Source organism: Burkholderia ubonensis subsp. mesacidophila, assembly GCF_002097715.1.
Lineage (GTDB): Bacteria > Pseudomonadota > Gammaproteobacteria > Burkholderiales > Burkholderiaceae > Burkholderia > Burkholderia mesacidophila.
Genome location: NZ_CP020738.1, coordinates 2,066,056 through 2,089,899 on the forward strand (window position 1 = coordinate 2,066,056; position 23,844 = coordinate 2,089,899).

Sequence of the window (23,844 nt, forward strand, 5' to 3'; positions counted from 1 at the left end):
CTCAAGATGCGTCTTCGTGTTACCGGTCCATACGGCTCAGCGGCCCCCATCCAGTTCAAGCCGATTTCCATTCACGACGAGCCTCACCGGATCGGTCTTCTTCCATTGCGCCTTCGGGACGACCAACTGCCACTCGGCACCGCTCTGATCCCGAAAAAACCCAACCATCCCGACGGATTGCGCGTCATCCGGCATCGGCGCCGACAGCTTGACCGTCGCGCCCGGCGCGAGCGTCGCTTCCATGCTACCTAGCAGATCGGACTTCAGCAGCGCGCGGTCGTCGTTGAGCAACTGCGCGTAGCTCGCCTCCGCAAAGGCTTTTGCATCCTTCAACTGGTAAATCCTTATCACGACCGGCAACGACTGTCCCTGACCGTTCTGGTTGAGCATCGCACGGCTTTCGAGCATCAGGTTCATCTGCTTCACTTTCGCGACGAATACCGCCCACGTCGCGTCCACCGTCGTGTCTTTCACCGACTGCCACGTCCCGCACGCAGAAACGGCCAGTGCGAGACCAGCCGCCGCCGTGCATCGCATGATCCATGCTGCCATCAGAAGGGCGCCCCCTCGTGTTCCATGCGTGGATAGAGGACTTCCCTGCCGCCCATGGCCAGCACCAGCCGCATCGAATGGTGGAAGCTCGCGTAGTGGCCCACGAACCGGCTCAATACCTCGCCGAAAAGCGCTGCGTCGCCAGGCCCGTCGAATGCCTTCGCATCGAGCCGGACATGCATGCGGATTTCGCGATGTATATGTACTCGCTCCAGTTCCTGATGTTCGGTAAGCCGCACATCCTCGATCGCGTCGATGCGCCGCATGATCCCGTCGTCGTCCGACCACTCGTAGAGCATCAGCACCGCGCGCAGGGCCGGTGCGCCGCCCTCTCGGATCGTGACCAACTCGTTTGCCCCGCCTGCCGTAAAGTGCCCAAGTACACGCACGTCGTACTCGGGATGGTGGCGCGGCGGATAGAGCGGCAAGGTCGGTGCCGTCAGATTGCGCACCGATGCGATGCCGGTAAAACCCGATACCGCTTCGGTAATCGTCGCCTCGGTCAGCGCCATGCGCGGCAGGTGTCCGTTATTCGCGAGCGCGTGCACCGTCAGATACCGATCCAGCTCGACCGGCCGTGCCTCCACGTCCGCTTCATCCCGGCCGCGCCGGTTCCACAACTGGCCCGAGAGCGTTACCCAGAGTTCCCGCCCCGTTGCGCCGAAGCGGGTCGCGTTATGGAAATATCGTTCGGGCTTCTCGTAGCACAAAATCCAGCCGCGATGCCGGAAGGTCGTGAACGCGCGGTACGCATGCCGCGCGCTGTCTTCCGGATCGGAGGCGGTCACCGCAAGCACGTCATACGGCTCGACATGACCGGCTACGTCGGGCGGCACGCAGATGCGGTGCTCCCGGTCATGCCAGTCCGCGGGCTGCAGCGGCAGCGCGTCCACCTCGAACAGATTGATGACGGGCGTGCAGAACAGGCGGAAGCTCTCGCGGCGGACCGGATGATCCCCGGGCACCCGCCCGTCCAGTTCGATCTCGAAGGTCATCCGTGATTCACCTGCCGGCAGCACGGCCGCATCGAAGCCGCACAGGTCGACGAAGTGGAATTTCTGTGGAAACACAAAATACTCCAACAGCGTCTGCTCACGGTCCAGACCGCGGTCACGCTCGGGATCGGCGACCGGCCACAGCCGCGTCGACGGTCCGAAGCCTGCCGCTTCAAAGCGCACGTCATCGAGCGGTTGCAGCTCGCCATTACGCACCGACGGCAGGCGCAGGCCGATCGATGCGACTTGATGCGTCAACGCCGCGTACAGTGCGGCGGCGACTGGCCGGTCGCCGTGCAGGTACAGTCGGATACGCGACAGGTCCACGCGCTCCCGCTGCTCGGCCAGCCCGAGCCTGAATGCAAGACGGATGACCGTGCGGCCGTCGGCACGTACCGCAGCAACCGCATCCTCCACCGCAAGCGGCAGCAATTGAACCGCTTGCGTCGTCCGGTAGAGGCACCGCACCTGATCGGGGCCGACGGGTGCCGAGCGCACCACGGCCCCAGCGGGGACCCGTGCGCCTGTTGAGGCCGCACTGCCGACGGGTGTGCATTCGATGATCGACAGCGATGGAATCGGTCGTGCCGCATGTTCGTACAGGTTGTCGATCAGCGGCTCGGTGATTTCGGACATGCTATCGTCGAGCTTCATGCGCAGGCGTCCCGCGAGCAGCGCGAACCCTTCGAAGGTCGCGCGAACGCGCTCATCCACTTCACCGTAGCGCATGCCGAGGCGGCGCGCGACTTCGGGATGGGCTCCGGCAAATTCATCAGCCGCCGCACGCAGATAGCGCATTTCCGCATCGAAATACTTGAGGAACGGATTCTCGTTCTCATGCGAGGATCGTTTCCACGGGGCATTCATGGTTGCATCTCCGGCGGCAATGGTGGCGGGGACAGGAATGCCGGTTGGATGCCGGCCTTGCCGACGACGAAGATTCGCTCCGGCATCCGGAAGCCCCGCAGCTTCAGCAGATCCAGCGGTCCGGCGCCGACCTGCGCTCGCAGCACGTAACGCAGCGGTTCGTCATTTGGCGCGTTCCACGTGAGCTGATAGCGAGTGCTGTCTAGCGCTTTCACGTCGGCCTTGCCCAACAGGCGCAGGAATGCCCAGTCGCCCGTCGAATCGAATGCCTGCCGCAATCCCGCATCGACCGTCTGCCACGTCAGTCCCGCATGCCCGTTCAGGCCGTTGCCGGGCCATGCGAGCGGCGTCCAGCTTTCCTGCTGGTTGAAGTAGACGATCTGCTTGCCGTCCACCGACAGTTCCGAGCGCGTCACGTTTGGCGTCGGCAGCGCCATCATCTCGAAGCGTTCGCCCGCGTCACCCTGCAGATACAACTGGGCGCCCACGGTCGACAACTGGCGCAGGCCGGCGAGGAATTTCGGATCGAACTGCAGCGCCCGCGGCGCCAATTCGTTCGGCGCCCAGTGATCCCCCTCCATCGTCAGCACGCCAGCCAGTTGCGTCGAGACGAAGCGTGCGATCAGGCCGGTGTCGGGCCGCACGTAGCGCCCGAGTTCGGCAAACGACGCATCGGCGTTTGTATCGAAGAACGGATACCGGCCGTTCATGGCCGCGTTGAACGGCACGGCGACGCTTGCGCGCCACGCCCCGTTCAGGCTTGCTGCGGCCGGCTGCAGGATGGTCTGCCACGCTCCCTCGAGCGGCTGAGCGAATGCAGCACTGCCGAAGCCCGACCATGCGGCGCCGAGGCTTGCAGCCGTGAGCGCCGCATCGTCGCGGGCCTGCGAGAGGTCCGACAGCTTGCCCTGGAATACCGCCTGCGCGAGCGCGCGGGCCATCGTCTGCGCGTCGGCGCTGCCCGCGATCTGCTGCAGCTTCAGGCGCATCGTCGTCACGGCCGTCAGATAGCGCGACAAGCTGACGCCGTTCAGCGCGATATTGGCGGGCGTGTTGCCCTTGCCGTTGCCGCCGGCTGGTGCGGCGCCGACGTCCCCCATCAGCGCAAGCAGCGGGCCGAATGGCTTGTCGAGAGGATTGACGGCCGGTGTGTCCGACTGCTCGCCGCTGCCTATCAGGCTTTGCGCCTTGCGCACCAGCGTGTCGGTCAGCGCCTGCGATGGCCGGCCCGCCTGCGCCTGATATTGCACTGATTTCATCAGCGCGATCAGCGGCGAGGTCTGCGCATCCGCGAGTCGGGACAACTGCTCGATCGCGCCATTCAGATTCGCCGCCGGTTGCCACTGGATGCTGTTGAGCATGTGCTGCCACGCGGCCGCGTACTCGGCGAAGTAGCGCGCCGTCAGGCGTTGCTTCAACTCCTCGGCCACGCGCTTCTCATCGATTGCCGCCGCCGTCTTGATGGTGCCCACCGAAAGCGCGTTGCGGATAGTCTGCGCCGACTGTGCACCGGTCAGCACCCAATCACCGCTCACGCGACGTTCGCTCGACGCCTTGTCGATCGCCGCCGCGATCATGCCGTCCCACGCAGCACGGGTATAGATGCCCGGCACCCACTGCGCGGTCGTGAAAAAACCATGTGCATCCGCACCGGCGAGCAGCGTCGCCAGCGACGCATCCGCGTACTTGCCGCGCGCCGCATCGAGGATGCCCTGATATAGCACGTCATCGCTGCCTGCCAGCCCGATCTGGTTGACGAGCGTCGAGCGCATCTGCGTGACAAGCGGCATCGATGCGTTGATCCGCCAAGCCGGGTGTGCCTTGAGGTGTGTGGCCCAAAACTCCGCCAACTGCTGCGACGTATCGAGCCACTCTCCCGCGAGCATGCCGGCGGGCGCTGGCCATACGTCGAGCAGTTGAGTCTTGAGGAAAGGCGCATCTGCGCGCGACGGATCGGCCAGCATCAGATAGGCCTTGAGGCGGTTATAGGCGCGCATCTGCGCATCGCGGCTCTGCTGTTCGTCGTCGCGAACCTGCGAGAGCTGGGCAAGCTGGCCTTCCAGCGCCTGCGCAACCGGTTGCTGCAGGTTGCGCGCGGCGATCGTCCGATATGGCGACCACAGCGCGTCGAGCAGTTCATCGTTGCGCGACAGGCCCGCGCGCAGGTACCACGGCACCCCATTCTGCTGGCGGTATTCGAGCAGGCTGATCTGCTTCTGCAGCGCGAGTTGCGCGCGCAACGCCTGCGGCGTGCCGGGCGGAACGGCCAGCGCCACGTCGGCCGCCGTTTGCGCTTCGCGAACCAGTACACGGTTGCCGATGCCGGACATCACCAGCATCACCGTCCATGCGATCGCCCCGAACAACGCGCACGCGGCCAACACGTTCGGCCAGTAGAGCTTCGTGCGTCGGCCCCGATAACGGGGCACGCCGGCGGCAATCTCCCGCCAGACCGGCAGCAGTGCAATCGGCTGTTCGCGTGTGACCACTTCCACCGATATCGCCGGGGCGGACGGATCTTGTGCCTCATCGACTTCAGGGATCGGCACCGGAGTGGTGGATGCCCCCGGAAAGATCGGTACGAACATGATCCCCGTCAGCGGCGCGCGCAGCCACTTCGATGCGGCGAGTGCTTGCCAGCCTTCGATCATCCGCTCGCGTTGGTCACCGATGTATTCCGAGATCTCCAGCAGCCACGTGCACCAGTGCGGCTGGCCGCCCCTGCGTACGCCAGCGTCTGCAGTCGTGTATTCGAGGTCACGCAATCTGTTCAGCAGGAAGGTTCCGGCGGCTTTCATCTCCTTGCGCGAACTGCTCGGCACGAATGTCCCAACCGGATCGAAACGTTCGGGTAAATTGCCGCTTTTAGCCTCGACCGGATGTAGAAAGGTGATCGGAGCGGCCCAGCCCAAAGCGATGGCAATCGCCGAAAGCCTACGAGGCAGATCGGGATCGAAATCGTTTGCGCAGGCCACCTGCACCAAGCCGTCGACCGGGCAGCGGCGGCGCAACTGTCGAATCTGACCGAGCCACTTCGCTGACTCGATCCCGTCCGGCGACGCATGTACCAGCACCGTTTCGTCCACGTGCATGACGCCCGCCTGCTTGAGACCGGGCGCGACCTGATCGACGCGCTCATCCGTGCCGTTCACCAGCAGCCAGCGCAGGCGGCGGCGCCAGAACCAGCCGTGCGCGACGCGTAGTTCCTCGTAAAGACGTTGCAGCCGGGCGTCGCGCTTGGGTGGCTTGGCCGCCGTGGATGTTGTCCTCGTCTCGCCCGTTTCAAGACGAAACAATCGGGCAGCGTTTGCATAGGCGCCCGTCGAGATCGAATACAGATGAGCGATCACGACAGCGACGAGTAACACCGGAATGCCGATCATTATCTGCATACGATGCGTACGATCTGCAATGCCGAGATGATCGCCATAAAACCAGACCAGCCAGAGCGCTACGACGGAAAGCACCAACGCGGCGAAAGGCAAGCCCCAGATCGCCACGCGGCTCGGCGTCGCCTTGTCGGCGGCAACGTGGCGCTCGATGTGCTGCAGGTTATTTTTGGATATCGACATGCGCGGAAACCGTTTGATTCTCGGATATGACATGGAGAATGGCCGACTGCAGGCCATCGACGACAAGTTGCGGTCCGTCATCGGCACGAGCTTCGATGGCAGCGGCAATCGCCATCAAGCTATTGCCCGCGCAGGCGTTGCCGACAATACGATCCAGCCGGCACTGCGCAGCATCTTTTGCGGCAGCCAGGAATCCGGCGGCACGCAAAGCCTCGTCGCACTTTTCAATCGGACGGGTGATCCACGCCCTCTTCACCACCGCCGCATCAGTCTTGCCGCAGATTGCGGCATCGGCGAAACCGTATTCGGGTTCAACGGCATCGCCGGCGATGGGCCGGCACAGCTTCGCTTTCCGGCTGACTTCCGACGGAAGCTTGAAATAACCGGCATCGAGCAATACGGCGGCACATCCCTCGGCGAAGCCTTCGTCGATGCCATCGTCGTACCACGCGGCCGCAATAACGAGAAGCGGACGGCGTTCATGTGCATCAAGCCATGCATCGGCCACAAGCAATCCGTCGCTAGCTGACGCCGGCTGAACCGCCAGCGGGGGAAGCCCTGCCAGACGCATCGCATCACGAACCTGAGCGAGATGCTGGTCCGCCACTTTCGGTTCGACCAGTACGCGCACTTGGGGCCAATAGGTCGCGTCGTATCGGGTCAGCGCGCGGATACTCTCGATCAACGGTTCGAGCGCCAAACGAATCATTTGAACGGCGGGTGCGATCTTTACCGATACAGGTGGATCATCTGTCTGGTCGTCCTCTTCATTCGTCGCGAATGCGGCAACCAGTAACGGATCGTCGTCCGCAAAGCGATTGCATAAAACCTTGCCTGAGCCGTGCCGAGGGGCCTGCTTCTTCAGGATCGGCTTTTTCGCTTCCAGAACTTCGGACAAGGATTTACCCGCCAACGGCAAGCAATAGCCTGCGCCGAGTACGTGCAGCGGGCGCTGTGCGAATCTGATTTTCTCCGCGAGCCAGTGATCACGATGGTGGTTGCGCCAGTACGCGCGATACCACAGCACTTCGTAGCCAGCGCGACTAAAGCCGAGCAGCACCAGGAACAGCCCGTTCGGCGCGCCGACAATCCAGTTCCAGAACTTGAGACCGCTTGCTGGCTCGCCTTTCGGCCATGCAAGCAACACGATCACCGGGCCGAATATGTTGCAGACGAGCCACGCACATGCCCATGGCCAGAAACGCATTCGACGCGGATACGCGCTGGGGCGCCCGGCGGGAGAAAGGTCGACCGGCATCAGGCAATATTGACGTTCTGCAGTGACGAAATCAGCCGGCACCCGCAGGCGCAGCGGTGGTGATGCATGGCAACGAATTTGCCGTCGCGATCGGGAAAACGCTCGTAGCCTTCGTCGATGGTGGTCGGTCCGTGCTGGTCGCAAATTGCGTCGTCGCCCTTGCGGGCAAGCGGTCTGCTCATGAATACGGTCCACGGGGAGCCGCTGGTGACTTCGCCACCGTTTTCGAGTTTGTCGCCTTTGCGGATGGGAGATTTCATATGTTATCTAGTCGGATCTGAACAATTCGTTTATCTCAGCGGCGACGTCATGCCATCGCTGGCGAAGCCATTTCGCGTTCGCGAAAGATCGCAAGAATCAGGGCGTAAAAAGCCGCAGCTTCCCGAGGATCTTCCGCAGGTTATGACCCGCGCGCACATCACGGCATGAATCGCGTCACCCAGTGCACCCTTGAGAAAATTGCTGTCGAGCTTGCATCGGCATTCATATGGCCGCTCGCCGGTTCAATCACGCTACGCCGTTTGATCATCGCCCGTAGCCCACGCGTGATCCAGCGTCGTAAGCCCGGGTGGTAGATCGTCACACCATTGACGGCCCCTCGTAGCCTCGATCGACGACCGCAATTTCCGGACTCACATCGCTCAGGATCGCCGCCCGCCTCCGCAGAAGGTGACCAAATAAAAAGGTCGGCCGCTCGAGAATTCAGCAATTTTTATTAGACATCAGTCACCACTTTTCATGCGAACACTTTGAACAACAGCAATTACTCGATTCACAAAATCCATGGCCTTTATTTGAGACTTCCTATCACTATTAACCGGGATAGCAATTCCAGCATCTCCTCCGGCGATGATGTACCCAAACGGCGTGCGCCTTATTACACAAAGGACTATCAAATCACTGGTCGTTTGATTTGAGAAATAATATGGACGCCTCCATTCGCTGATAACTGTAATCCCATCTTTGTTTTGAATCGTCCCGTTAATTGTTTCCGACATGGACTTCTCCAGATTACCTCCAGCAACACCCGGATTATAAACCCTTCTTTTCCAACGACCTTGATTTGCCTCGTAAAATCCATGAAATCTAAATACGGCTTTTTCCAGACATTCATCATAATCCGGTTTTCCGTCACAAAAATGACTAGCAGCAAGATACCTGCGGCGCGCAATCGTGATGTTTACATGCTCTCCATCCAGATGTGCGTCGGTTAGCGACTTAGGAAATAACGCCTGAGACCGAAACACTGCGATGCATATGTCGCGCACACCCTGACTCCAATAGGTTTCCGGCACATTGCGAAAATGATCCACATTAGAAGAGAGCACCCCGTCATTTTTATTGTCGAACACGAAAAATCCGCAGTCTTTGTATGCTTCATTAATAGCAGGATCGGTAAGCATAGGAGACGTTTCGCCCGCCAGCACGCTCGACCACCCTGTCAGAACTGAAACATGAAACACCATCAAAATGAATGCCCTGACGATTACCTTGATTGTCATAGATCACCCCCGATTTCGAATGAGCGATCTTTTTGGATAACATAGTGACAAAACACAAAACCCGGATCGTTATATTTCACACGCCCCCCAAATGCTGATTTTCATAAAAAATTGACAGCCCCCCTCACATCAACTTTCATCCATGTTGACCCATCCACACCAGACACATCACCGACAACATTACCCACAATAAGCCGGCGATCTTGGACAAACACCACATTAGCAAACGATATCACTACAAGCATGTTCATCAAGATTACAAAGCAAAACCCCTCATCCCATCTCACTCTTGCGAATTGGAGATTGCATACGTCAATTTCCAAACCGACCCTCAATGGGAGATACTTTTGAAGAAATTTTCCTCCCATCTTTAAAATTATCGATATAATAATATCCTTGACCGCTTATTGAATCACAGTAGACTCCCCTGCGCTCAACAAGCGAAACATATCCCTTTGGAGAGACAGAATAGTGCTCTTCCCAGTTTTCACATGCATCCTCATGAAAACATCGCCCAATCAGTTCTTTTCTCCTATCATCAACACTTAAACACGGTATATTGCTAAGACGCTTGTTATAAATATACGCATCCTTAGCCCGCGAATAGAGGTATACATCGTAAAATTCTTGACTAGCCCCTCTATCTCGAAGAATCAATAAATCAACATATCCATTGAACGTAAGATCAACAAACTTTGCATCACCTTGCGAAGCAAGGTCACCAGCAATTATTACCTGCATTTTCCCCGTTGGAGTAGTAACGTATACGCGACCATCAGACACTACAACACTAGGCGAGCTATCAGAAAAGGCCGAAAAGCTCGAAACAAAGAGAAATGCCGCCACGACACACCAACTGATCTTCATAGATCACCCACGATAAGTAGAAACTACCAATCCAGCCTCAACCCCTCTGTGAATACGCATCCTCATAGTCAACCAAAATATCTGACAATTTAGCCACCGAAGCAAGAAAGACGTTTGTTCTAGGTATCAATCCATTCAAAGTGCCAGTACTATTCGGATTGCCAGTATTCACCGCACGCGCGGATTTTTCAAATTGCGAACACACACGAAACTCCATATTAGTAAGCGACACTCGGCACGACTTCGTGCGATAGTTATAATCAGAACACACATTTGTCAATGTGGCCACCGTGAAAACCGGCCAACGATCTGATTCAATATTTATATTATGAGCACTGCCAACCGGCCTAGCACAACTAACCCAATAAAAGCCTGCCGAATCACAAGCTCGAGATAAATCCGACTCAAGCGAGTCACGGTATATAGATGCCGGACCACTCCACTTACGGAAATCGCCATATCTCTTGTAGTTTTCTTCAAATGTCAGCTGAATTACTCCACGCCCATACCATGGAGCATAAGTCGCCAGCGACCCACCAAGCTCAGAGGCACGACTTAGATAGATAGTTTCCTGAATTGCATTTCCCATAAAATAGGCCATTCGCAATCCATTAATAGAGATTATATATTTGCGCAACGCGATATTTATCTCACGAGCAAAGCGCTCAGCCCGACCACACGCAACATTCCAACTAAGGGTAGAAGTCGGATATATAGTTTGGCGCGCCCCATTTTTTGTTTGATCAACAATTTTTCGCGGAAGACACTGTGCAAGTTCAGTCACACTTAACCAACCACACTTCCTGAATTGCCGAATAAATTCTAGCGGGTGAAAAAACCAGATCTTCTGTCCAGCAAGCGGCGTCTTATCCAAAAACTGGAACTTGCTCAAGAATTCAATGAACTTGGCGTACCCGTCCGGGTTAGTATCTTTCTGTTTGCCGAAGAAGCCATCCGGGTCGTTCAATCCCTGATACCGCTCATCGTTATCGGACGGGTCCCACTCGCTGCGCGCCTTGCACACCAATCCCCTAAGCTTTTCGCGCGCGCCCTCTGCGTTCCGCACGTAGCCTGCGAGTTGCAGGTTGGCACTATCGTCGTTGTTCTTGTCGTATTCGAGCGGCGAGATCATGCCTGACGTGGCTTGCGGGTCCGCGACGCCAGTCAGACGGCAGAGCTCATCGTACCCGCAGAGTCCATCGTGATTGAATGGCGTATTGTCCTCATCGACCTTTTGCCAATCCTTGAAGAACGGAAAATCCGCGTCAGACAGCTTGATGATCGCGTCTGACGCGATGTTGACATACCCCTGATTTCCGTTCTCGTCGACTGGCACCGCGACCCAAGTATCACAATCCGCACCTGAGAGCGTTGGATTGTCCGCGAGAATGCGTCCAAACCGAAGCATCTCGTAGCCATCGCTCGGGCAATCGGAATAGAGCGCCATTGAACGCTGATACAGGTCGTACTCGTATTGCTTCGTGTCGTTGTCGTACGGGTCAGCGACCGGGTCAGGCGTGAGCAAGGTAACGCTGCCACTGTTGCCGCGATCGATCCACGCCTGCGTATAGCGCCGCCCCTTGTTGAACCAGGCTTCGACGTAGAGCGTGTCGTTTTCACCAATTGAACCGCCCTGCACTCGAGGAAACCAGACGTCACTCATACCCGCCGGCTGAGGCACGAAATCCTTCGGGCCGGGAACGACAAAATACGTATGCCCCCAATAGTCGCCCGACGTAGGCTGAACGGGGTTCTTTTCACCTAGCTGAACCTTGTGGCCGTCCTGCTCGAACCAGGCCGTGAAATCATCGTCTGCCATGAAAATTTCAAAGTGCAGATGCCGGACGCCCTGATGTCGGCCGACATAACCAAGCATGTCCTTGCGATACACCTTCTTCGTGCCGCCCGGCTGAACCACGCCATCCTTGCCCTCTGCCGTATCGAGCAGCCATTTGGGCAAGGCGTTCGCCGATCCGGTCGCAGCTGGATCGTTCGGTTGGGGCGCGATATCTTCCTGCTCGGTCATGTCCAGCAGGTGCATGTAGAGCGAGTAATACGTGATCGTGCGCCCGTCACCCGTGTCGGTCGTGTGCCTGAGCAGCACGAAGCCGGCATTCGAGTTCAGTTCCGGCTGCCCGGTCGCCGAATCGATCCTGCCATCGGACAGTGCGTTCTTGCAGACCCGATAGGCCACCACATCACCGTCGGCAATCGCGCGCACGGGTTCGTTCTGCTCGTTCGGCGCCAAATGAATGCCACCGTGAAAACGCCGGTCGAAGGCGACCGGGTAGACCCCGTGATGGCCGATCTCTAACCTATCGACCGCGTCCATCATGGGATCCGGCCTCGACGCATCGTTGGACGTCAGGCCGGATACAGGCAAAAAGGGAGGGCTGATGATCATGGCTTCAATGAGACGACGAGTACTGGTCGGAAATTTTCAGACCGCTTTTCGGCAGGACCGGCAACGGCACGGCGACGTTGTCCGGCCCTTCGAAGGTGAACGACGCCGCCTTGATAACGAATGCGCCGGGACAGTGGAACGTCATGTTGCCGTTTTCGATGACCAGCGACGCCCCGCCGCTGTTGAGCGTGATTTTCGACTTCGCCGCCAGTTGGACATCCGCACTCTCGCTCGCGACACGCAACTGTTTCTGCGCGAACAGGTCCATCCCGTCCGTCAGCGCCGCAGCCGTCAATTTCCCCTTCGCGGCGGTCAGATTGATGCCTAGCTTGTGCGCACACAGCGAGATCAATTCGCCCGCCATCATCCGCAGCCGCTTGGTGATGCTGACGTCCATGTGCTTGCCCGCCGTGACGATCACGTTCTCGCCCGCCGAGTGCTGGGCCGATTTAGGCGTCACGAACGCCATGCCGCCGGGAGCGCTCGCGAGCAGCCCCGCGTCGCGAAGCTGGTTCATTCCGTCCAGCAGCGCCGCCTGCGTGGCCCGGTCGGCCGGTTCTGCCTTCGCCTGCCGCGTGGCATCGGCCAGCTCTGTCACGCGCTGCAGTGCTGCCTTCAGTAGCTGGATGGCGGCTGGCATGTCGAGGTGTGGCGTGTCAACGCCCCCCACCGAGTCCGCGGAAAAATACAGCCCCTTCTCCGCGCGCATCGTGCCCCACGCGCGAGTTGTGATGTCGATCCCCTCTCCACGCTTCAATTTCTTGCTGTCGAGCAGATAGCCGAGATTCACCGCCGACTGGCCGTAGACCGTTCCGATGCGCGCGCTTTCCTTCTCTCGCAGGTCGTTGAACACGATCTCCGCGCCGCGCAGCGGCGAGCGCCAGATCGCGTAGCTGAACATCGCCTGCGCGCCATGCACCAGGTCCGGGTGCGAATAGTCGTGCAGCGCGCCCGATATATGCAAGCGATCGACGTCGTTGTGTTCCCCCTGCAGCAGCACTTCCGTCTGCGGCAGCAACGGTGAATGGAAGCCGCCCTGATACGACGATGACGGACGCACAAGGCGCAGATTCAGCAATTGCTTGTCGGCGCTGTCCGATCCCTGCAGAAACTTGGGGAGGACGGGATAGCGCCCGTGCTCGTCGAGACACGCATAGGGCGCGCTGTCAAACGTCGTCACAACGCCGGCGACGGGTCCTTCCAGAAAACGCCAATGCCTTTCGTAGTCGAATTTCGGCCGGTAAGCGAGATGTCCGGGCATCGCCTTGAAGCTGTTGTGCGCCGGCTTGGTACGGCTGCCCTTCATCTCCATGGATGTGATCACGAACCCGTACTCGGCGCCGGGCATCTTCGTGTTGCCGAGTTTCACCACCACACCCGGCATGAGGCCCTTCACGTTGCTGGTGCCGGACAAGGTGACCTGACGGGCGATCTGCTCGTCGCGCCGCATCTGCGCCAACGCCTCGCCTGCTTGCTGCGTCAGGTGGAATTCCGCGCTACGGTTGATCCGGCCGAACACCGAGCGGTCGCCGTCTTCGCCGGAGACGGTCGCCGTCGCTCGCAGCGGATCTTCCGGCGTACGATAGTTGCGTTCCCATACCTCGATCGTGGCCGGCACCAGCGTACGTTCGCCATTCAGTGAAAGCGCCGCCTCGTGCCAGTTGCCCGTGAGGCCGGAATCCGGCATCAGCGGCACTTCGATCGAACGCACATAGGCGCGCGGATTGTCCGCAAATACGACAGTGTCGAGCTGGCCCTGCTTGCCGCGCCCCTGTTTGTAGAACCAGAAAATGCCTTTGCGGCGGCAATGACGCGCGATGAAGTTCCAGACGGACTCCTCGTACATGACCACCTGCTCAAGCTTCTCCTGCGCCCCTTCCAGGTTGAATTCGATATCGAACGCGTCGAAGTTCTGCCGATCGACAACCAGTTCGGTGATGATCTCCTGCAGGCTCTTGTCGCGAAATACCCGCGAGCCGTGCACGCGCTTGAGCAGAGCGGCAAACCTGGGCTCGATGCGCAACTGGTAAGCCGCCTCGTCGCGGCTGGTACGGATACGCTTCCAGCGCGTGACGATGCCATTGAAGGTGGCCGCGGCATGGTCGACGGGATCGATGTAGTTCACGGAGGGGACGGCTACCCGCTCGTCAATCTGCAGGCCCGCACGCCGCCCGACGCACCACTTGCCGTCGATGTCGAGATGCGGCGAGGTGACCGTGACCTCAACCTTGTAGTCCTTGCAGAACCCCGCGCGCACCCTGAAGTCGAGCACGTCGAGCCCGAGGTCGAGCGTGCCGATCCATATTCCAATATGCTGGCTAAGGTGTGCGCTCGGATGGCGCAGTGCATCCACGAGGGTTTTCGTCACTGCATTCATTCGTCATCCCCATCCTGTTGAACGAAACGATGCGATACCGTTGTACCAGCAACTTTTAGCGCAGTAGCTCAGAAGCAGCAATGTGAAAAAATCAATTCCCGACGAAAAGCATCTGTATTCCTTATCAACATCGTTAAATAAAGTGAACATTTGATTTCCCGGGGCGCGCAACATCGATGTTCGAATAGATACGCCGACTTCAGCACATTCGGTCATCGTGCCGACGCGATCAAGATGATCTTTTTTCGTGCCAATTTCGTTTTCCGCTTCGGGCGGCATCGGCTGATCCGGTTCGAATGCAGGTTGCATCGCGGGCACCAGCACGCTTCAAATATGTGGATGCCGTGTGGCGCCGCTTCATGAAGAAGCGATAAGATTCACCCCATGTCGACTCCCGTCTCCTCCCTCGAAGCCCTGCGCACGCTCCCCGCGCGGCGCCCCGGCGTGCGCTGGGCGCTGCGCGGGCTGCGCTGGGCGCTCACGCTCGCGGTCACGTTCGCGGGGCTGCTCGCGCTGACCTTCGTGATCGGCCGCAAGGTGCCGATCGACCCGGTGCTCGCGATCCTCGGCGATCGCGCGTCGGCCGAGGCGTATGCGGCCGAACGCATCGCGCTCGGGCTCGACAAGCCGCTCATGACGCAATTCCTGATCTACGCGCGCGACGTGCTGCACGGCAATCTCGGCATGTCGCTGCTGACGGCGAACCCCGTGCTCGACGACATCAAGCGCGTGTTTCCGGCCACGCTCGAGCTCGCGACGCTCGCGACGCTGATCGGCATCGCGCTCGGCGTGCCGCTCGGCGTCGCGGCCGCGGTGAAGCACAACCGGCCGATCGATCACGTCGCGCGCTTCGTCGGGCTGATCGGCAGCTCGGTGCCCGTGTTCTGGCTCGGCCTGATGGGGCTGCTGCTGTTCTATGCGCGGCTGCACTGGGTCGCGGGGCCCGGCCGGCTCGACCCGGTGTTCGACGGGATGGTCGACACGCGCACCGGCAGCCTGCTGATCGATTCGGCGCTGGCCGGCGAATGGGACGTGTTCCGCAACGCGCTGTCGCACATCGCGCTGCCGGCGGCGATCCTCGGCTACTACTCGGTGGCCTACCTGAGCCGGATGACGCGCTCGTTCATGCTCGACCAGCTCAGCCAGGAATACATCGTCACCGCGCGCGCGAAGGGGCTCTCGGAAGCCCGCGTGATCTGGCGCCATGCGTTCGGCAACATCGCGGTGCCGCTCCTGACCGTGATCGCGCTCACCTACAGCAACCTGCTCGAAGGCTCGGTGCTGACCGAGATCGTGTTCGCATGGCCGGGGCTCGGCTCGTACCTGACCGGCGCGCTGCTCAACGCCGACATGAACGCCGTGCTCGGCGCGACGCTCGTGATCGGCGCGATGTTCATCACCGTCAACCTGCTGACCGATGCGCTGTACCGCGTGTTCGATCCGCGCGCGCGTTGAGTTGAGGACCGTTACCCCATGACCGTTTCACCGATCGTTGTTCTCGCGCTGCTCGCGCATGCGCCGACCGGAGGCCGCCGATGAACGCCGCACGCGTCACGCTGCGGGCGTGGCTGCTCTCCGACGCGCCGGCCTCGCGCTCGCAGGCCGCGCTCGGCCTCGCATACCGCCGCTGGCGCCGCTTCGCCGCGAATCCGCTCAACCTGTTCGGGCTCGCGATCCTCGTCGCGCTGCTCGGCGTCGCAATCGTCGCCCCGCTGATCGCGCCGCACGACCCGCTGCGCCAGGTGCTCGCCGACCGGCTGCTGCCGCCTGGCTCGCCGTCGCACTGGCTCGGCACCGACCAGCTCGGCCGCGACATCCTTTCGCGGCTGATCGGCGGGTCGCGCCTGACGCTCGGCATCGCGCTGCTGGTCGTCACGATCGTGGTGCCGATCGGCCTCGCGATCGGCACCACGGCCGGCTACTGCGGCGGGTTCGTCGACAGCGTGCTGATGCGCATCACCGACGTCGCGCTCGCGTTCCCGAAGATCGTGCTCGCGCTCGCGTTCGCGGCCGCGCTCGGGCCCGGCGTGATCAACGCGGTCGTCGCGATCTCGATCACCGCATGGCCCGCGTATGCGCGGCTCGCGCGCGCCGAGACGATCCGCATCGCGCAGGCCGACTACATCCATGCCGCGCGGCTGCAGGGCGCGTCCGGCCCGCGCATCCTGCTGCGCTACATCGTGCCGCTGTGCATGTCGTCGGTGATCGTGCGCGCGACGCTCGACATGGCGGGCATCATCCTGACCGTTGCCGGCCTCGGCTTCCTCGGCCTCGGCGCGCAGCCGCCGAGCCCCGAATGGGGCTTCATGGTCGCATCGGGGCGCAACGTGCTGCTCGACGCATGGTGGGTCGCGACGCTGCCCGGCACGGCGATCCTGCTCGTCAGCCTCGCGTTCAACCTGCTCGGCGACGGGCTGCGCGACGTCTTCGATCCGCGACATGGAGCGTGACATGACGACGAACCTCGACCCCACGCCGCTGTGCGAAATCGACGGGCTGCGGATCGGCTTTCGCGGCCACGACGGCGCCGTCACCGACGCCGTGCGCGACCTGTCGCTGACGCTCGCGCCGGGCGAACGGCTCGGCATCGTCGGCGAATCGGGTTCCGGCAAGTCGCTGACGGGCCGCGCGCTGCTCGGCCTGCTGCCCGAGGCCGCGCGCTGGTCGGCGCGCACGCTGCGCTTCGCGGGCCACGACCTGCTCGCGATGACGCCGCGCGAACGCCGGCGGCTGTGCGGCAGCCAGATGGGCATGATCCTTCAGGATCCGAAGTATTCGCTGAACCCGGTGATGACGGTCGCGAAGCAGATGGGCGAGGCGTTCCGGCTGCGCGAGCCGGGGCTGCGCGGCAACGCGCTGCGCGAGCGGATCGTCGACGCGCTCGCGGCCGTGCAGATCCGCGACCCGGCGCGCGTGGCCGGCGCCTATCCGCACGAGCTGTCGGGCGGCATGGGACAGCGCGTGATGATCGCGATGATGGTGTCGACCGGCCCGCGCCTCCTGATCGCCGACGAGCCGACCTCGGCGCTCGACGTCGCGGTGTCGATGCAGGTGCTCGCGGTGCTCGACGCGATGATCGCGCGGCACGGCACCGGCCTGATGTTCATCAGCCACGACCTGCCGCTCGTGATGTCGTTCTGCGACCGCGTCGCGGTGATGTACGCGGGGCGCGTCGTCGAAACTTGCGCGGCGCGCGACCTGCGCCACGCGACGCATCCGTACACGCGCGGCCTGCTCGCGGCGACCCCGCCGCTCGCGAACCCGCCCGACGAACTGCCGGTGCTGCGGCGCGACCCGGCCTGGCTCATTGAGACTGCCCGATGATCGACATCGACCACGCATCGATCCGCTTCCCGACCCGCACGGGTCACGTCGACGCCGTGCGCGACGCGAGCTTCGCGGTGCGCGAAGGTGAGGTGTTCGGGCTCGTCGGCGAATCCGGCTCCGGCAAGTCGACGCTGCTGCGTGCGCTGACGGGCCTCGTGCCGATCGCGTCCGGCAGCCTGTCGATCGACGGCCGGCCGGTCGGCGGCAAGCTCGACCGCGCGTTCCGCCGCCAGGTGCAGATGGTGTTCCAGGATCCGTACGCGTCGCTGCATCCGCGCTTCACGGTCGACCAGACGCTGCGCGAGCCGCTGTCGATCCATGGGATCAGCGACGCCGATGCGCGGATCGCGCGCGCGCTCGCCGAAGTCGGGCTCGGGCCCGCGTTCCGCTTCCGCTACCCGCATCAGCTGTCGGGCGGCCAGCGACAGCGCGTCGCGATCGCCCGCGCGCTGATCGTCGAGCCGCGCGTGCTGCTGCTCGACGAGCCGACGTCCGCGCTCGACGTGTCGGTGCAGGCCGAGATCCTGAACCTGCTGCGCCGCCTGCATCGCGAGCGGCGCCTCACGATGATCCTCGTCAGCCACAACCTCGCGGTGGTTGGCTTCCTGTGCCAGCGCGTCGCGGTGATGCAGCACGGTGAAATCGTCGAGCAGTTGTCGGTCGAGAATGTGCGCGCCGGGCAGGTTACGCGCGACTACACGCGCACGCTGCTGCACGCGACCGAGGGCTATCGCCGGATCGATCCGGCGCTCGACGCGCCCGCGGCGTGACACCTGTGTGACATGTCCGCGTGCGATGCGCGACGCACGCGGCCCCTCCGGCATGCCGGCCGTGCGGAACCCCTGCGCGTCGCGCGGGTCCATTCCGCATTCGTCAATGCAAAGATCTGGAGGTGCGCATGCTGCAATTCATCGAAACGCTGGTGGTCGGGTTCATCATCGGCCTGCTCGCCCGCGCGCTCAAGCCGGGCGACGACAGGATGGGCGTCGTGATGACCACCGTCGTCGGCATCGTCGGCTCGCTGATTGCCGGCTACGTCGGCCACCTCGCCGGCTGGTATGCGCCCGGGCAAGGCGCCGGCTGGATCGCGTCGATCATCGGCGCGATCGTGCTGCTGGTGATCGTCGGCGCCGTCCGCAAGCGCGGCGGCTGAACGCCGAATCCTGTCGCATCGGCAAACGGCCGCTCGTTTCGAGCGGCCGTTTTGCATTCGGGGTGCGGCCGTGCGAAGCGCGATGCAAGAACTTCGCGCAACCGACGATCGTAATGCGCCCGGTATTACCCTGACTTGCGCTAACTCAGTTCCCGCATATATTCAATCTTACGGATTCGCGGTTATTTGATTTTTCCCGTTATTTGCGATTTTCCACTCAAGAGGTTCGATGAACTTGCCGTTTACGCACTTAGCTTCGCAGCGTTGACGGACTGCCACTCGAGCGGCCTCGCTGCGACGCGCTTCTACCCTGGAGCCTGTCATGAAGCCCCGCTTGATTGCCGCCTCATTGCTGTTGGCTGCCCCGCTTCTGGCGTCGTCCCCGGCCTTTGCCGAGGGGATTTCCGGCATCATCCACTTCAGCGGCATGATCGTCGAGCCGCCCTGCTCGTTCGCATTCGACGCAGCCGGCGCCGCGCCCGCGCGCGTGCGCCCCGACTGCCCGCGCCCCGCGACCGGCGAAATCGCGTTCGTCGACACGGCGACCATGCAGGCCGTCAAGACCACGACCTTTACTCAGGCCTCGCGCGCAATCGTTTTACCGAACCGGCCGGGCCATGAACAGGCACCGATGATTGCCGTCGTGACCTACCAGTAACGCGTGTTGCCGGCGGCGCGAATGCGCTCGCCGGTCAGTCGCGATGCTGTTCGATCCACGCGCTGAACGCGCGGATCTTCTGCTGGCTGCCGGCGCTCTCGGGGTAGACGAAGAAATACCGCGCGCCGGTTTCGAGCACGATGTCGAACGGCCGTTCGAGCCGGCGGGCGCTGACGTCGTCGTCGACGAGCGTCACGTCGCCGATCGCGACGCCGAAGCCTTCCATCGCCGCGTTCGTCGCGAGATCGAGCGTGTCGAAGCTCGGCCCGCGATCGGCGTCGACCGTGCGCACGCCGGCGTGGTCGAGCCACGCGCGCCAGTCGCGATGGTCGCGCGTCGGGTGCAGCAGCGTATGGCGCGCGAGATCGCCGATCTCGGCGAGCGGCGCCGTGTGCCGCAGTTCGGGCGCGCAGACGGGCGTGAGCCGTTCGTCGAACAACGGCAGCGCGCAGACGTCCGCGCCCGGCGACGTGCCGTAGACGATCGCCGCATCGAACGGCTCGGTCGCGAAATCGACGTCATGCTGCCACGCGGTCGTGATCTGCACGTGCAGGTCCGGGTGCTCGCCCTGGAACCGCATGATGCGCGGCAGCATCCAGCGCATCACGCAGGTCGGCACCTTCAGCGCGAGATCGGTGCGCTGCCGCGTGAGCTTCATCGAGATGTCCTCGATCCGCGCGAAGCTCTCGTTGACGACCGGCAGCAGTTGCTCGCCTTCCGCCGTCAGCGTCAAGCCCTTCGCATGCCGCTTGAACAGCGGAAAACCGTAATGCGCCTCGAGCGTCTGGATCTGCCGGCTCACCGCGCCCTGCGTGATGCACAGCTGCTCGGCCGCGCGCGTGAAGCTGCGGTGACGGGCGACGGTCGAGAAGATCTGCAGCGCGTGCAAGGGCGGAAGTCGGCGCATGGCGAGGCGAAGTGAACGGACGGAATGCGCGCCGCCTTCGGCGCGCGCAGACGGACACGATAAGCGAAACGCCGGTTTCGCGCGAGGCGGCTCCCCGGCTGTCGAATTGCAGTGAATCGAGCAGCAGTGAAATCAGGCGGCGACAAGCGCGGCGGCCGCGATGCGCGCCGCCTCGGCGACGACATCCGCGCGCGGCGCCGCATCGGCGGCCGGCTGCGTGAACGACACCGCGATGACGAGCGGCGCATGCGACGGCGGCCAGAGCACGGCGACATCGCTCGTCGTCCCGTAGCCGCCCGTCCCGGCCTTGCCGGCGACGCGCCAGTCGGACGGCACGCCTGCGCGAATACCCTTGACGCCGTTCGCACTGCCGGTCAGCCACCTCGTCAGTTGCGCGCGCTCCGGTTCGCCGAGCGCATCGCCGAGCAGCAGCCGGCGCATCGTTTCGGCCATCGCCAGCGGCGTCGACGTGTCGCGCTCGTCGCCGGGCCGCGCCGTGTTCAGCTCGGGCTCCCAGCGGTCGAGGCGGAACAGCGTGTCGCCGCTGGCGTGCGCGAACTCGGTGACCGTCTGCGGGCCGCCGAGCACGCTCATCAACAGGTTCGCCGCGGACTTGTCGCCGGAATGCAGCATCGCTTCGCACAGCTGCCCGATCGTCATGCCGGTATCCGCATACCGCTCCGTGACGGGCGAGCCGGGCACGAGTTCGTAACGCCGATACAGGATGCGGCGCGGCAGCAGCGATGCGTCGAGCGCGCCGCGCACGAGCAGCGCAGCCGCCGCGACGACCGCGAACGTGCCGCAAAGCGGGAAGCGTTCGCGCGACCGGTGCGCGATCCGCGCGCCGCTCGCGGTGTCCAGCGCGGCAACGCCGAGCCGGCCGTTCGACGCTTGTTCGAGTGCGTCGAGCTGCGACTGCGCGGCGCGCAGGCGCTCATGATCGGCGACGGGGGCCGGCGCGCACGCGGCGACGAACGGCGCGGCGACGGCGGCAAGCAGCAGCGAGCGGCGTGACGGTGAGTGATCCATGGATGGCGGGTCGACTGCTTATCGGTGGCTGCTTATCGGGGCGAGCGTTCACGCTTGCGCGAACGGCACGGGCGCGCTTGTGCTCGTGCGCTGCAGACAAGCGTAGCAGCGACCGCGCGCGTATTCCAGCGGCAGCCGCGCGCCGCGCTCAGCCTTGCGTCGACGGCAGGTACGGCATCGGGTTGACCGGCTTGCCGTCGCGCCGCACCTCGAACAGCAGCGCGACGCGCGAATTGTCGAGATCGCCCATCTCTGCGATCTCGTCGCCCTGCCGCACGACGTCGCCCGTCTTCACGAGCAGCTTGCGGTTGTGCGCGTATGCGGTCAGGAAGTCCGCGTTGTGCTGGACGATGATCAGGCTGCCGTAGCCGTTCAGGCCGACGCCCGCATACATCACGCGGCCGGCGGCCGCCGCGCGCACCGGGTCGCCGGCCTGGCCGGCGATCTGGATGCCGCGGTTCTGGCCGGGCCGGAACGATTCGACGACGCTGCCGTGCGCGGGCCACGACAGCGCGACGCCGCTCGCATGCCGTTTCGTTTCCTTGACGACCTGACGATCATTCGCCGACAGCGCGGCCGGCGGGCTCGACGCCACCCCACTCGCGGCGCCGGGCGCAGCCGGCTGCGGCGCCGCCGCGGCCGGCGCCTGCGGCGTTTCCTGCTTCACGATGCGCAGCGCCTGCCCGGCCCGCAGCCGGCTGTGCGCGCCGAGCCGGTTCCAGGTGCGCAGGTCGGCCACGCTGCAGCCGTTCGCCGACGCGATGCGCGACAGCGTGTCGCCGCGTTTGACGACATAGCGATGCGCGACCAGGATCGGGGCTGGCGGCGGCGCCGACTCCGCCGGGGCCGCATTCTGCGGCGACGCGTCCGCGAGCGTATCGCTCGGCGGGACCGACGGCGTGCTGGCGCAGCCGGCCATGACGAAGACGGCGCCCAGGCCCGACAGCCATGCCGCCCTGAGGTTGATCTCGCGCTGTTTCATGGTCGACACGACTCCGATTTGACAATCTTTCAAGCATCTCAAAAACGGCACGGCCGACGTGTAACCGGTTGCAAACAATGATGACAAACGATCACGGAACGCACGTCGGCGCAGACTCGATACCGGTAATACGGTCAAATCGGGAAAAACTTGACGCCTGGCGACAGGTTTTGCGCAAAAAATTCCGGCGTCACCTCAGCCAGTCGATCAGGTCGGAACAGGCGAACGCGACGCCGACGCACAGAAAGAACAGGTGCAGCGCTATCTTGAACGCGACGCCCCACGACGGATCGACATGCATGACGGGTCTCCTCGGGTTGGTGTGCAGGCATGATCCGGCAATGTTCGGGCCCCGAAAATGCGGAACCGGCGAAGCAGGCCTCAGGCAATGCCTGAGCCCGCGCTCGCGGATCCTGCTACCTTATCGGCCATTCCAACGATATCCGTCCCCATCATGCGCTTCGACCTGACCGACCTGCGGCTCTTCCTGCACATCTGCGAGGCGGGCAGCATCACGGGCGGCGCGGAACGCACGCACATCACGCTGCAGGCCGCGAGCGAACGCATCCGCGGCATGGAGGACGAGCTCGGCGTGCCGCTCCTGCACCGGACCAAGTCGGGCACGCAGGTCACCGACGCCGGACGCGCGCTCGAGCATCATGCGCGCACCGTGCTGCAGCAGATCGACCACATGCGCGGCGAGTTGCAGCAATACGGCCAGGGGCTGCGCGGCCACATCCGGCTGCTGTGCAACACCGCGTCGCTCAGCGAGTATCTGCCGGACGCGCTGGCCGAGTATCTGCCGCATCATCCGAAGCTGTCGATCAGCGTCGAGGAGCGGTCGAGCCAGGAGATCGTGCACGCGATCCGCAACAAGACGGCGGACGTCGGCATCGTCGCCGATTCGGTCGGCCTCGGCGGGCTCGAGCAGAAGCCGTTTCGCGAGGACTGGCTGATCGCCGTTGTGCCGGCCGGCCACCCGCTCGCCGCGCGCGACCAGGTCGCGTTCGACGAGATCGTCGATGCGGACTTCATCGGCCTCACCGACGGCAGCGCGCTGCAAGTGCATCTCGCCGACCAGGCCCGGACGCTCGGCAAGCGGATCCGCTATCGCGTGCAGTTGAAGAGCTTCGATGCGATCTGCCGCGTGATCGAGAGCGGCGTCGGCATCGGCATCGTGTCGCGGCACGCGGCGTCGCGGGCGATGCAGACGATGGACGTGCGGATGGTCGAGCTGTCCGATGCGTGGAGCCATAGGAAGCTCACGCTGTGTGCGCGCTCGTTCGATGCGTTGCCGAAGTACACGCGGGAGTTCGTCGGGTTTCTGGCGGGCGAGTCCGCCTGCGCGTAATACCGCGCGCGATCCCGGCGCCCGCCTCGAACGATTCGCCCGA

The 23,844-nt window shown here is 62.8% G+C and carries 20 protein-coding genes and 1 pseudogene; 7 read left to right on the forward strand and 14 right to left on the reverse strand.

The features are described from left to right. Positions 1–36: 36 nt before the first annotated feature. The 11 genes and pseudogenes from tssJ to B7P44_RS36735 all read right to left on the reverse strand — a co-directional run bounded on the left by tssJ (position 37) and on the right by B7P44_RS36735 (position 14,703). The gene (gene tssJ / locus B7P44_RS26625; protein ID WP_084908903.1) at positions 37–552 is read right to left on the reverse strand and encodes a type VI secretion system lipoprotein TssJ; all 516 of its coding nucleotides are present in this window, start codon (positions 550–552) and stop codon (positions 37–39) included. Continuing rightward, complete coding sequence (tssF, locus tag B7P44_RS26630; protein ID WP_084908904.1) at positions 552–2,414, reverse strand: type VI secretion system baseplate subunit TssF; 1,863 nt, start codon at positions 2,412–2,414, stop codon at positions 552–554. Before tssF ends, tssJ begins: the two co-directional genes overlap by 1 nt. Next, a complete protein-coding gene (locus B7P44_RS26635) occupies positions 2,411–5,986 on the reverse strand; it encodes an ImcF-related family protein (protein ID WP_084908905.1) in 3,576 nt (1,191 codons plus the stop codon). The genes tssF and B7P44_RS26635 overlap by 4 nt, the downstream gene beginning before the upstream one ends. Then, positions 5,967–7,244, reverse strand: coding sequence for a KPHS_23130 family T6SS system protein (locus B7P44_RS26640; RefSeq protein ID WP_084908906.1), 1,278 nt, complete (start codon positions 7,242–7,244; stop codon positions 5,967–5,969). Before B7P44_RS26640 ends, B7P44_RS26635 begins: the two co-directional genes overlap by 20 nt. Next, a complete protein-coding gene (locus B7P44_RS26645) occupies positions 7,244–7,504 on the reverse strand; it encodes a PAAR domain-containing protein (RefSeq protein ID WP_059615136.1) in 261 nt (86 codons plus the stop codon). Before B7P44_RS26645 ends, B7P44_RS26640 begins: the two co-directional genes overlap by 1 nt. A 47-nt stretch (positions 7,505–7,551) precedes the next feature. Further along, positions 7,552–7,898, reverse strand: a pseudogene (locus B7P44_RS26650) (IS5/IS1182 family transposase); the annotation flags it as partial. Between the two features lie 68 nt (positions 7,899–7,966). Next, positions 7,967–8,746 carry a hypothetical protein gene (locus tag B7P44_RS36725; protein ID WP_133117919.1) on the reverse strand — a complete coding sequence of 260 codons (780 nt, stop codon included), beginning with the start codon at positions 8,744–8,746 and terminating at the stop codon, positions 7,967–7,969. 312 nt (positions 8,747–9,058) lie between these two features. Beyond that, positions 9,059–9,613, reverse strand: coding sequence for an XAC2610-related protein (locus B7P44_RS36730; protein WP_133117920.1), 555 nt, complete (start codon positions 9,611–9,613; stop codon positions 9,059–9,061). A 37-nt stretch (positions 9,614–9,650) separates the two neighbouring features. Further along, positions 9,651–12,017 carry a M23 family metallopeptidase gene (locus B7P44_RS26655; protein WP_084908907.1) on the reverse strand — a complete coding sequence of 789 codons (2,367 nt, stop codon included), beginning with the start codon at positions 12,015–12,017 and terminating at the stop codon, positions 9,651–9,653. Positions 12,018–12,021: 4 nt separating this feature from the next. Continuing rightward, on the reverse strand, positions 12,022–14,394 hold the full coding sequence (locus tag B7P44_RS26660) for a type VI secretion system Vgr family protein (protein ID WP_084908908.1): 2,373 nt from the start codon (positions 14,392–14,394) through the stop codon (positions 12,022–12,024). 3 nt (positions 14,395–14,397) lie between these two features. After that, positions 14,398–14,703 (reverse strand): hypothetical protein, encoded by a 306-nt coding sequence (locus tag B7P44_RS36735; RefSeq protein ID WP_133117921.1) that lies wholly within the window; start codon positions 14,701–14,703, stop codon positions 14,398–14,400. Positions 14,704–14,778: 75 nt separating this feature from the next. On the opposite strand from B7P44_RS36735, the gene B7P44_RS26665 reads away from it, so the two are divergent. From B7P44_RS26665 to B7P44_RS26690, 6 genes are all read left to right on the forward strand, one after another. Then, complete coding sequence (locus B7P44_RS26665; protein ID WP_084908909.1) at positions 14,779–15,849, forward strand: ABC transporter permease; 1,071 nt, start codon at positions 14,779–14,781, stop codon at positions 15,847–15,849. 80 nt (positions 15,850–15,929) lie between these two features. Further along, positions 15,930–16,844, forward strand: a complete 915-nt coding sequence (gene nikC / locus B7P44_RS26670; protein ID WP_084908910.1) for a nickel transporter permease — start codon at positions 15,930–15,932, stop codon at positions 16,842–16,844. Further along, a complete protein-coding gene (locus tag B7P44_RS26675) occupies positions 16,834–17,718 on the forward strand; it encodes an ABC transporter ATP-binding protein (RefSeq protein WP_193834313.1) in 885 nt (294 codons plus the stop codon). The genes nikC and B7P44_RS26675 overlap by 11 nt, the downstream gene beginning before the upstream one ends. Then, positions 17,715–18,491, forward strand: a complete 777-nt coding sequence (locus B7P44_RS26680) for an ABC transporter ATP-binding protein (RefSeq protein WP_084908912.1) — start codon at positions 17,715–17,717, stop codon at positions 18,489–18,491. Before B7P44_RS26675 ends, B7P44_RS26680 begins: the two co-directional genes overlap by 4 nt. A 128-nt stretch (positions 18,492–18,619) precedes the next feature. Continuing rightward, a complete protein-coding gene (locus tag B7P44_RS26685) occupies positions 18,620–18,874 on the forward strand; it encodes a GlsB/YeaQ/YmgE family stress response membrane protein (RefSeq protein WP_084908913.1) in 255 nt (84 codons plus the stop codon). Positions 18,875–19,196: 322 nt separating this feature from the next. Next, a complete protein-coding gene (locus B7P44_RS26690; RefSeq protein WP_084908914.1) occupies positions 19,197–19,532 on the forward strand; it encodes a hypothetical protein in 336 nt (111 codons plus the stop codon). 34 nt (positions 19,533–19,566) lie between these two features. On the opposite strand, the gene B7P44_RS26695 is transcribed toward B7P44_RS26690, so the two are convergent. The 3 genes from B7P44_RS26695 to B7P44_RS26705 all read right to left on the reverse strand — a co-directional run bounded on the left by B7P44_RS26695 (position 19,567) and on the right by B7P44_RS26705 (position 22,450). Continuing rightward, positions 19,567–20,439, reverse strand: a complete 873-nt coding sequence (locus B7P44_RS26695) for a LysR substrate-binding domain-containing protein (protein ID WP_084908915.1) — start codon at positions 20,437–20,439, stop codon at positions 19,567–19,569. Positions 20,440–20,571: 132 nt separating this feature from the next. After that, a complete protein-coding gene (gene bla / locus B7P44_RS26700; protein WP_084908916.1) occupies positions 20,572–21,468 on the reverse strand; it encodes a class A beta-lactamase in 897 nt (298 codons plus the stop codon). 148 nt (positions 21,469–21,616) lie between these two features. Continuing rightward, positions 21,617–22,450 (reverse strand): peptidoglycan DD-metalloendopeptidase family protein, encoded by an 834-nt coding sequence (locus B7P44_RS26705; RefSeq protein WP_084908917.1) that lies wholly within the window; start codon positions 22,448–22,450, stop codon positions 21,617–21,619. Positions 22,451–22,904: 454 nt separating this feature from the next. On the opposite strand from B7P44_RS26705, the gene B7P44_RS26710 reads away from it, so the two are divergent. Continuing rightward, positions 22,905–23,801: a LysR substrate-binding domain-containing protein gene (locus B7P44_RS26710; protein WP_084908918.1), complete on the forward strand. Its 897-nt coding sequence runs from the start codon at positions 22,905–22,907 to the stop codon at positions 23,799–23,801. Positions 23,802–23,844: the final 43 nt, after the last annotated feature.

Coding starts and splice junctions, on each gene's coding strand:
- tssJ (WP_084908903.1), bottom strand. CDS start 552: ATGGCAGCATGGATCATGCGATGCACGGCGGCGGCTGGTCTCGCACTG.
- tssF (WP_084908904.1), bottom strand. CDS start 2,414: ATGAATGCCCCGTGGAAACGATCCTCGCATGAGAACGAGAATCCGTTC.
- B7P44_RS26635 (WP_084908905.1), bottom strand. CDS start 5,986: ATGTCGATATCCAAAAATAACCTGCAGCACATCGAGCGCCACGTTGCC.
- B7P44_RS26640 (WP_084908906.1), bottom strand. CDS start 7,244: ATGCCGGTCGACCTTTCTCCCGCCGGGCGCCCCAGCGCGTATCCGCGT.
- B7P44_RS26645 (WP_059615136.1), bottom strand. CDS start 7,504: ATGAAATCTCCCATCCGCAAAGGCGACAAACTCGAAAACGGTGGCGAA.
- B7P44_RS36725 (WP_133117919.1), bottom strand. CDS start 8,746: ATGACAATCAAGGTAATCGTCAGGGCATTCATTTTGATGGTGTTTCAT.
- B7P44_RS36730 (WP_133117920.1), bottom strand. CDS start 9,613: ATGAAGATCAGTTGGTGTGTCGTGGCGGCATTTCTCTTTGTTTCGAGC.
- B7P44_RS26655 (WP_084908907.1), bottom strand. CDS start 12,017: ATGATCATCAGCCCTCCCTTTTTGCCTGTATCCGGCCTGACGTCCAAC.
- B7P44_RS26660 (WP_084908908.1), bottom strand. CDS start 14,394: ATGAATGCAGTGACGAAAACCCTCGTGGATGCACTGCGCCATCCGAGC.
- B7P44_RS36735 (WP_133117921.1), bottom strand. CDS start 14,703: ATGCAACCTGCATTCGAACCGGATCAGCCGATGCCGCCCGAAGCGGAA.
- B7P44_RS26665 (WP_084908909.1), top strand. CDS start 14,779: ATGTCGACTCCCGTCTCCTCCCTCGAAGCCCTGCGCACGCTCCCCGCG.
- nikC (WP_084908910.1), top strand. CDS start 15,930: ATGAACGCCGCACGCGTCACGCTGCGGGCGTGGCTGCTCTCCGACGCG.
- B7P44_RS26675 (WP_193834313.1), top strand. CDS start 16,834: ATGGAGCGTGACATGACGACGAACCTCGACCCCACGCCGCTGTGCGAA.
- B7P44_RS26680 (WP_084908912.1), top strand. CDS start 17,715: ATGATCGACATCGACCACGCATCGATCCGCTTCCCGACCCGCACGGGT.
- B7P44_RS26685 (WP_084908913.1), top strand. CDS start 18,620: ATGCTGCAATTCATCGAAACGCTGGTGGTCGGGTTCATCATCGGCCTG.
- B7P44_RS26690 (WP_084908914.1), top strand. CDS start 19,197: ATGAAGCCCCGCTTGATTGCCGCCTCATTGCTGTTGGCTGCCCCGCTT.
- B7P44_RS26695 (WP_084908915.1), bottom strand. CDS start 20,439: ATGCGCCGACTTCCGCCCTTGCACGCGCTGCAGATCTTCTCGACCGTC.
- bla (WP_084908916.1), bottom strand. CDS start 21,468: ATGGATCACTCACCGTCACGCCGCTCGCTGCTGCTTGCCGCCGTCGCC.
- B7P44_RS26705 (WP_084908917.1), bottom strand. CDS start 22,450: ATGAAACAGCGCGAGATCAACCTCAGGGCGGCATGGCTGTCGGGCCTG.
- B7P44_RS26710 (WP_084908918.1), top strand. CDS start 22,905: ATGCGCTTCGACCTGACCGACCTGCGGCTCTTCCTGCACATCTGCGAG.